Source organism: Streptomyces populi (genome assembly GCF_002911015.1).
Taxonomy (GTDB): Bacteria; Actinomycetota; Actinomycetes; order Streptomycetales; family Streptomycetaceae; genus Streptomyces; species Streptomyces populi.
In genome coordinates this window covers 24,253-32,679 of the sequence record NZ_KZ626932.1, presented here as the reverse complement: position 1 = coordinate 32,679, position 8,427 = coordinate 24,253, and the positions used below count along the sequence as shown (strand labels likewise).

General features: G+C 72.4%; 6 protein-coding genes. 3 read left to right on the top strand and 3 right to left on the bottom strand.

Translation table 11 applies throughout. The features are described 5' to 3' along the window. The first annotated feature begins 10 nt into the window (after positions 1-10). A complete protein-coding gene (locus CW362_RS32675; protein WP_103553222.1) occupies positions 11-1,354 on the top strand; it encodes a COG1361 family protein in 1,344 nt (447 codons plus the stop codon). 110 nt (positions 1,355-1,464) lie between these two features. Here CW362_RS32675 and CW362_RS32670 read toward each other — a convergent pair whose 3' ends face one another. Next, complete coding sequence (locus tag CW362_RS32670) at positions 1,465-2,190, bottom strand: HNH endonuclease family protein (RefSeq protein WP_103553221.1); 726 nt, start codon at positions 2,188-2,190, stop codon at positions 1,465-1,467. 158 nt (positions 2,191-2,348) lie between these two features. On the opposite strand from CW362_RS32670, the gene CW362_RS32665 reads away from it, so the two are divergent. Then, positions 2,349-2,540 carry an Rv0909 family putative TA system antitoxin gene (locus tag CW362_RS32665; protein WP_103553220.1) on the top strand — a complete coding sequence of 64 codons (192 nt, stop codon included), beginning with the start codon at positions 2,349-2,351 and terminating at the stop codon, positions 2,538-2,540. A gap of 141 nt (positions 2,541-2,681) precedes the next feature. Here the strand turns inward: CW362_RS32665 and CW362_RS32660 are convergent, their stop codons facing one another. Continuing rightward, a complete protein-coding gene (locus CW362_RS32660; RefSeq protein ID WP_240658147.1) occupies positions 2,682-3,629 on the bottom strand; it encodes an SCO6745 family protein in 948 nt (315 codons plus the stop codon). A 104-nt stretch (positions 3,630-3,733) separates the two neighbouring features. Here CW362_RS32660 and CW362_RS32655 point away from each other — a divergent pair, with 104 nt between their 5' ends. Continuing rightward, the gene (locus CW362_RS32655; RefSeq protein WP_103553219.1) at positions 3,734-4,417 is read left to right on the top strand and encodes a TetR/AcrR family transcriptional regulator; all 684 of its coding nucleotides are present in this window, start codon (positions 3,734-3,736) and stop codon (positions 4,415-4,417) included. Positions 4,418-4,536: 119 nt separating this feature from the next. On the opposite strand, the gene mfd is transcribed toward CW362_RS32655, so the two are convergent. Then, positions 4,537-8,088 (bottom strand): transcription-repair coupling factor, encoded by a 3,552-nt coding sequence (mfd, locus tag CW362_RS32650; RefSeq protein WP_103553218.1) that lies wholly within the window; start codon positions 8,086-8,088, stop codon positions 4,537-4,539. Positions 8,089-8,427 lie beyond the last annotated feature (339 nt).

Genomic DNA, 8,427 nt, shown 5'->3' with positions numbered 1-8,427 from the left:
GGGGGATGCAATGAGTTCTCTCTCCGTCGGTCGTGCACTGCGTCGCGGGTTATGTGCCGGAGCCGTGGGGGCATTGGTCCTCACGGGGTTCGGAAGCGGGGCCGCCTTCGCCGTCGGTACGGCGCAGGGCGACGAACTGGCGATCCGGGCGCCGCGGGACACGGTGATCACGGCCGCTCCGGAGGGCGGTGCGGCACAGTACCGGTCACTGGCCATCGGTCTGACCCACTACGACCACGAGACCACCGTGACCGACGGACGGCTGACCGTCGACGTCTCCGGACTCGCCGGGGTCGCCGAGGTGGCCTGGCCCGACAACTGCGCCCCCGACGAAACCGGCACCGTCGCCGTGTGCGACATGGGAGACGTGCCGAACCGATACAGCCCGCAAGTGCAACTGAAGGTGCGGGCCACCGCCGAGGCCGGCGCCGGGGCGCAGGGCGCGATCGAGTACTCCGCCGAGGCCACCGGCGGCCCCGACGGCACGCTCGTCGCCCCGGGCGGCTCCACGAGGACCTTCGTCACCGTCGCTTCCGGCGCCGACCTCGGCGTCAGCGCCCCTCAGGACGTCACCGGGGTCGCGCCCGGCAGCAGCCTGACCGTGCCGTTCTCCGTCACCAACACCGGCAACGAGACCGCTCACGGCTTCAAGGTGTCGCTGTGGGCGACGTACGGCCTGGACGTCGCCACCCGCTATCCGCAGTGCACCTCCACCGGGCCGGGCAACGGCGGGTTCACGCACGTGACCTGCTCCTTCGACACCGACGTCCCGCCCGGCGCCACCGTGGAGCTGCCGGAGCCGTTGCGACTCGCCGTCACCGGCCACGCGCTGTACGAGCGGTTCGAGTACGGCGTCCAGCCCGCCGACGACACCGTGGTCGACCTCGACAGCTCGGACAACAACCGCACGTGGCACATCAATGCCGACAACACGGCCGACTTCAGCGTGAAGGGCACCAAGGTGAGCGGCGCGGCCGGTGACACCGTCACCACCGCCTTCCGCTTCGTCAACAACGGCCCGGCCTGGGCCGGCGACGTCACCTCCGGCGACCCGCTCGTAGCGATCGACTTCTACCTTCCGGAGGGCACCACCGCCACGTCCGTGCCCCGCACCTGCCGAACCACCTCGGCACCGGGCGACGTCCCGGGCGCCGTCCACTACGCCTGCACCCTGCCGACCTGGACCACGCCCGACCTGGACGTCGGCTTCCCGTTCGAGCTGCGCGTCGACCGGGTCGTCCCCGACGCGACGGGACGCGTCGTCGCACGCCCCTACTCCGGCGGCACGTCCCTGGCCTTCGACCCGGACGTCACGAACAACTCGGCCGAGGTGGTGGTCAACCCGTCCGTCTGACGGCCGTGAGGGGGCGGGCTGCGGCTCGCCCCCTTTTCCGTTTCCGTCCCGCCGCAGGACGGAGGAGGCCGGGCGCGGTCTCGCCGACGGTGAGCCGACTCCCCCTCAGATCACTTCGCGTGGAACCTCTCGGGCGCCTTCGTCGGGTTGCCGCCCGAGGGGAGTTCCTGGCCGGGGCAGCCGCTCAGCACCTTCTTCATGGCCGCCTTCTCGGCGCCGGTGACCCACAGTCCGTACTTCTTCTTCACCGCCACCTGCGCGGCGACGTAGGTGCAGCGGTACGCCTTGTTGGGCGGGAGCCAGGTCGCGGTGTCGCCGTCGCCCTTGCTGCGGTTGGCGCTCGCGCCGACCGCGCGGAGGTTGAGCGGGTCGTTGGCCAGAGCTATTCGCTTGCTCGCGTCCCAGTACTTGGCGCCCGTCTGCCAGGCGTCCGAGAGCGCGACGAGGTGGTCGATGTCGACCAGGCTGCGTCCACGGACGAAGGTGACCTCCTTGCCGCCGTACGGATCGGGGTCGAGGACCCCGCCCGACACCCTGCACTTGCCGTCGCTGAACTTCACGTCCTTCAGGTCCCGCTTGAGGATGTCGTCACGGGTGTCGCACCGGTTCGCGTCAGTGTCGGCCCAGGCCGTGCCGAACCGCTCCCTGCTGTAACCGGTCTTGGGCGCACGCCCCTTGACGGCCAGTGAGTCCACGGCGGCGAGGGCGGCGCCGCCGGCCGTCGTCCCCTGCGGCTCCGCCGAGCCCACGGCGTCCTTCTTGCAGCCGGTGGCACCGGCGCCGACGACGAGCACCACCAGCGCGGCAGCCGCCGCCCCACCTCTCAGACGCAGCACGACGCCCCTCCTCACCTGCCCGGTCCGCCCCGATCGGACGTGATTCCCGTCTGCCCAAGGTAACGGCCGCCATTCCATGGCCATACCAGTCATCAATGGGCAATAGGCGCACGCCGGGCGTATCGTCGATCGTGAGTCACCTCCGGAAGGAGCTCTGGATGGGCATCTTCGACAGGTTCAAGCACAATCAGGCTGCGCAGGACAAGGCAGCGGACATGTCCGACGCCGCCGAGAAGAAGGTCAACGAGAAGACCGGCGACAAGTACGCGGACAAGGTCGACGACGCGCAACGGAAGGCCGAAGGCGCGATGGGCATGGACCGCGACCGCGACCGGCCCCCACAGTCATAGCCGGAACGGTTCGAGAACCATCCCCCTCCAGCCCCACCGCGGCACACCCGCCGGGTGGGGCCGGTGCGATCGGGGCGAGGCCGTCCGGGCGCGGTCCCGGCACGAGCCGCAGCGCTCCCCGGACCCCCTCCTTCACGGGCCTCAGACCTTCCCGATCCCCAGGGTCGTCTCCGACGGCAGCAGTCCCGATCCCAGCACCGCGACCCAGAACTCACCGAGCAGGTCGGCGAGGCGGGTGACGGCTTCCGGGCCGAGCGAGAGCCAGGGAGCCGCGGCGAGACGGTCGGTGTGCTCCTCCACCCGGCGGCGCAGCTCGCGTCCGGCCTCCGTGGCGACGCCGTCCCCGTCGACCAGGCCCCGGGCGGCCAGACGACTCCTGGCCGCGGCCCACTCCCCGGGGCTCCAGCCGCGGCTCTCGAAGCGCTCCACGGAGGCCGCGCCTATCGCCGCGAAGGAGACCAGCGACTCGGCCGGGTCCAGCCCCTCGACGAGCAGGGCCGCGAGGTGACCGTCGCCGCGGTGCTCACGCAGGATCGTCGCCGCGTGCCACAGCTGGAGGTGCGGGGCCGCTGGCCAGGGCAACTCGGCGTTGGCCGCGGCGAGCTGACGGCCGGAAGTGTCCGCGGCCTCGGCGGCGCGGCGGGCCAGGGCCGCGGCCTCGGCCAGCTCGGGAGCGTCGACACGATCGCCGAGGATCGCGCGGTAGACCCGGTCCACGGCCCGCTCCCGCGCGGCGAGCACCCGTTCCGGACTCGCCGTCCGCCAGGCGGAGGCGATGTGTTCGTCCACCATGCGCGGGCTGAAGCTGTAGAAGGCGGAGGCCACCCGTCGGCCGCCGACGGCCCCCAGCGGCGCCGCGCGGTAGGGGAAGTAGCTGGGCCAGCGCTCCTCGGTCGCGTACCCGAGCACCGCCGCCTCCTCGAAGGCCTCCGGCGCGTAGTACAGCACCGCGTGCAGGGGCTCCAGCAGATGCCAGAGCTGACGCACCCGCCCGAGGCCGACACCCGTCTCCTCCGACGCCGCGCCTCCACCCTTCGCCTTCGCCCCCGCCTCGACGGCCCCGCTCGTCCCGCTCACGTTCCCGGACATGACTCCACCCCTCGCCACGTATCGACACCGCACAACTTGACACTGACAAGATTGCACCGGCAACCCGAACTTGTCAACGACTAGATTCGGCGTACGCTGCTGTCATGAATCCCGCGAAGGCCGGCCCGGCCTCCGAGAAGACCGACGGCTCGGCTTCCGAGAAGGCCGACGGCCCGGTTCCCGAGAAAACCGGCGGTCCGGTTCCCGAGAAGACCGGCGGCCCCGCGCGCCCGTACCACCACGGGGACCTGCGCCGCGCCATCCTCGGCGCCGCCCTCGACGTCATCGCCGCCGAGGGGCCCTCAGCGGTGAGCCTGCGCGACCTGGCCCGCCGCGCGGGCGTCTCGCACGCCGCCCCGGCACACCACTTCAAGGACCGCGTCGGCCTGCTCACGGCCATCGCGGCCGAGGGCTTCGGACTCCTGGCGACCGCGCTCGACGACGCCGGGGACCTGCGCGACGCGGGCGTCCGCTACGTACGCTTCGCACGGGAGCACCCCGCACACTTCCAGGTCATGTTCGCCCCGGAACTGCTCCGCGCGAACGACCTGGAGCTCACGACGGCCCGGACGCTCGCCGGAGGGCGGCTGCGGGCCGCCGTGTCCGCGGTCCCCGCTGAGGGCCGCGGCCCCGACGCCCGCCTCGCCGGCATCGCCGCCTGGTCCCTCGCCCACGGCTTCGCCACGCTCCTGATCAGCCACAACCTGGACGGCCAGGTGGGCGGACAGGACCCCGACGAGGTCTTCCACGATCTGACGGGCATGCTGTTCCGCCCCGAGCAGCCCTGACCCACCCCTGCCCCACCCCTGAACCGCTCCCGAACCGCTCCCGGACCGCTCCTGAGAACGCGCGGGGGCCGGACCGCCGGACGTACCGGCGGCCCGGCCCCTTCACACCGCGCCCGGCCCTAGGACCCCAGGACCGAAGCCAGGAACTCACCGGTCCAGGCGAGCAGTTCACGGCCCACCAGCGGCCTTCCGCCGACCTTCGCGGTCTTCGGGCGCGGGACGAGGATCTGGTGGGACGTCGGCTTGATGACGGTCCCCGGGTACAGGCGCTTCAGGCGCAGCTCCTGCGACTCCCTCAACTCCACCGGCGCGAAGCGGACGTTGTTGCCCTGGAGGACGATCTCGCCCACCCCGCAGGCACGCGCGAGCATCCGCAGGCCCGCCACCAGGAGCAGGTTCTCGACCGGCTCCGGGAGCTTGCCGTAGCGGTCGACGAGCTCCTCCCGTACGGCCTTGACGTCCTCCTCCGTGTTCGCGGAGGCGATGGACCGGTACGCCTGGAGACGCAGCCGCTCGCCCGGCGCGTACTCGTGCGGGACGTGCGCGTCGACCGGAAGCTCGATCTTGACCTCCAGCGGCGGCTCCTCCTCCACACCGCCCTCCAGGGAGGCGCGGTAGTCCGCGACCGCCTCGCCCACCATGCGCACGTACAGGTCGAAGCCGACGCCCGCGATGTGGCCCGACTGCTCGCCGCCGAGGAGGTTGCCCGCGCCGCGGATCTCCAGGTCCTTCATCGCCACGTACATGCCCGCGCCCATCTCGGTGTGCTGGGCGATCGTCGCGAGACGTTCGTGGGCCGTCTCCGTGAGCGGCTTCTCCGGCGGGTACAGGAAGTAGGAGTAGCCGCGTTCCCGGCCGCGGCCGACCCGGCCGCGCAACTGGTGCAGCTGCGACAGGCCGAAGTTGTCGCCGCGCTCCACGATCAGCGTGTTGGCGTTCGAGATGTCGATGCCCGACTCGACGATCGTGGTGGAGACCAGCACGTCGAACTTCTTCTCCCAGAAGTCGACGACCACCTGCTCCAGCGCCTGCTCCGACATCTGGCCGTGCGCCGTGGCGATCCGCGCCTCGGGGACGATCTCCCGGAGGCGGGCGGCCGCCCGGTCGATGGACTCGACCCGGTTGTGGATGTAGAAGACCTGGCCCTCGCGCAGCAGTTCGCGGCGGATCGCCGCGCCGATCTGCTTCTCCTCGTACGGGCCGACGAAGGTCAGCACCGGGTGCCGCTCCTCCGGCGGGGTGGTGATCGTGGACATCTCCCGGATGCCCGTCACCGCCATCTCGAGCGTGCGGGGGATGGGGGTGGCGGACATCGTCAGGACGTCGACGTTGGCGCGGAGCTTCTTGAGCTGCTCCTTGTGCTCGACGCCGAAGCGCTGCTCCTCGTCGACGATGACCAGGCCGAGGTCCTTGAACTTCGTCTCCGAGGAGAACAGGCGGTGGGTGCCGATGACGAGGTCGACCGAGCCGTCGCGCAGCCCCTCCAGGACCGCCTTGGCCTCGGTCTCCGTCTGGAACCGGGACAGGGCGCGGACGTTCACCGGGAACTGCGAGTAGCGCTCGGAGAACGTGCCGAAGTGCTGCTGCACGAGCAGGGTCGTGGGGACCAGGACCGCGACCTGCTTGCCGTCCTGCACGGCCTTGAACGCGGCGCGGACCGCGATCTCCGTCTTGCCGTAGCCGACGTCGCCGCAGATCAGGCGGTCCATCGGGACCGTCTTCTCCATGTCCTCCTTGACCTCGGCGATCGTCGTGAGCTGGTCGGGCGTCTCCGCGTACGGGAACGCGTCCTCCAGCTCGCGCTGCCAGGGCGTGTCGGCGCCGAAGGCGTGGCCGGGGGCCGCCATGCGCGCCGAGTACAGCTTGATGAGGTCCGCGGCGATCTCCTTGACCGCCTTCTTGGCGCGCGCCTTGGTCTTGGTCCAGTCGGCACCGCCCAGACGGTGCAGCGTGGGGGCCTCGCCGCCGACGTACTTGGTGATCTGCTCCAGCTGGTCGGTGGGGATGTAGAGGCGGTCCCCGGGCTGGCCGCGCTTGGCGGGGGCGTACTCGACGACGAGGTACTCACGGGTCGCGGACTGGACCGTGCGCTGCACCATCTCGATGTAGCGGCCGACACCGTGCTGCTCGTGCACGATGTAGTCGCCGGTCTCCAGGGTCAGCGGGTCGATCGACTTGCGGCGGCGGGCCGGCATCCGGGCGCCGTCCTTGCCGGCCGCCTTCTGGCCGGAGAGGTCGGTCTCGGTCAGGACGGCGAGGCGCAGCGCCGGGTCGACGAAGCCGTAGTCGATGGAGCCGCACGCCACGTGCACGACGGAGGCGCCGATGTCGGTGAGGTCGGTGTCCAGGCGGGCGGCGATGCCCTCGCCGCCCAGCACCTCGACGGTGCGGGCTGCCGGGCCGTGCGCCTCGGTGACGTAGACGGTGCGCCAGCCGTCGGCCAGCCAGCCCTTCGTGTCGGCGAGCGCGCGGGCGGTGTCGCCGCGGTAGGTCTCGGGGGCGTGCATGCCCAGCTTGAGGGTGTCCCCCACCCCGCCGGCGAAGGAGTCGGTGAGTTCCCCGTCGGCGGCGAACGGCGACACCGACCACCACATCATGTCCAGCTCGCGCGCCCGGTCCCGGACGTCCGCGATGGACCACAGGGAGGCCGCGCCGACGTCGATGGGCGCCTCGCCGCCGCCGGCGGTCGCCGCCCAGGACGCCTGGAGGAACTCCTGCGAGGTCGCGACGAGGTCCGCGGCCCGGGTGCGTACCCGCTCGGGATCGCACACGACCGTCATCGCGCCCCCGGGCAGGACGTCGAGGAGCAGTTCCATGTCGTCGACGAGGACCGGGGCGAGCGATTCCATGCCCTCCACGGCGATGCCCTCGGCGATCTTGCCGAGGAGTTCGCCCAGCTCCGGATGGGCCTCGGCGAGGGCCTCGGCCCGCGCCCGGACGTCCTCGGTGAGCAGCAGTTCGCGGCAGGGCGGGGCCCACAGGCCATGTTCGGCGACCTCCAGCGAGCGCTGGTCCGCGATCTTGAAGTAGCGGATCTCCTCGACGTCGTCGCCCCAGAACTCCACCCGCAGCGGGTGCTCCTCGGTGGGCGGGAAGACGTCCAGGATGCCGCCGCGGACGGCGAACTCGCCGCGCTTCTCGACGAGTTCGACACGGGAGTACGCGGCTGCCGCGAGCGCCTCGACGGTCTCGCCCAGGTCGGCGCTCACGCCGGTGCGCAGGACGACGGGCTCCAGGTCGCCGAGGCCCTTGACCTGCGGCTGGAGGACCGAGCGGATGGGGGCCACGACGACGGACACCGGTCCGGTCTCGGGGTCGTCGGGGCGCGGGTGGGCCAGGCGGCGCAGGACGGCGAGGCGCCGGCCGACGGTGTCGGAGCGGGGCGAGAGCCGCTCGTGCGGCAGCGTCTCCCACGACGGGTACTCCGCCACGCCGTCCGGCGGGAGCAGGGAGCGCAGGGCCGCGGCCAGGTCCTCGGCCTCACGGCCGGTGGCCGTCACCGCCAGCACCGTGCGGCCGGTCTCGCGGGCGAGCGCGGCGACGGCGAAGGGGCGCGCCGCCGGTGGGCCGACCAGGTCGACGTGCATCCGGTTGCCGTCGGCGGCGGCCTTCACCGCCTCCGTGAGGGCGGCGTCCTTGACGACGGCGTCGAGCAGACCGTGCAGGCTCATGAAGGGCTTCCATCCCGGGGAGTGGGCAACGCGAGACGCCCGACACGTGGGACGGGCCGGGGGCATCCAGCCTACGACTCCGCGCCCGCCCGCGCGTGACCGTCCGCCGAGGGCCCCGGCCCGGCCCTGGGCGACCGGCCGCGCACCGGTCACCTCGGGCACACCGGATCTCCGGGCCCGACCGGGACACACGAGACGTCCCGGGGTCGGCACACCGAACCGCCGGCCGGCACCGGGGCGCATGACGGCCCCGACCGGATTCCGGCTCACCGCGCTCCGGAGCAGCCCCGAAACCCACCGCGTTCCCGGCCCGGCCCCACCGCGTTCCCGGCCCGGCCC

Bases quoted from the DNA above. Each gene is read 5' to 3' on its own strand.
- CW362_RS32675 (WP_103553222.1), top strand. From the start codon at position 11: ATGAGTTCTCTCTCCGTCGGTCGTGCACTGCGTCGCGGGTTATGTGCC.
- CW362_RS32665 (WP_103553220.1), top strand. From the start codon at position 2,349: ATGGGCATCTTCGACAGGTTCAAGCACAATCAGGCTGCGCAGGACAAG.
- CW362_RS32660 (WP_240658147.1), bottom strand. From the start codon at position 3,629: ATGTCCGGGAACGTGAGCGGGACGAGCGGGGCCGTCGAGGCGGGGGCG.
- CW362_RS32655 (WP_103553219.1), top strand. From the start codon at position 3,734: ATGAATCCCGCGAAGGCCGGCCCGGCCTCCGAGAAGACCGACGGCTCG.
- mfd (WP_103553218.1), bottom strand. From the start codon at position 8,088: ATGAGCCTGCACGGTCTGCTCGACGCCGTCGTCAAGGACGCCGCCCTC.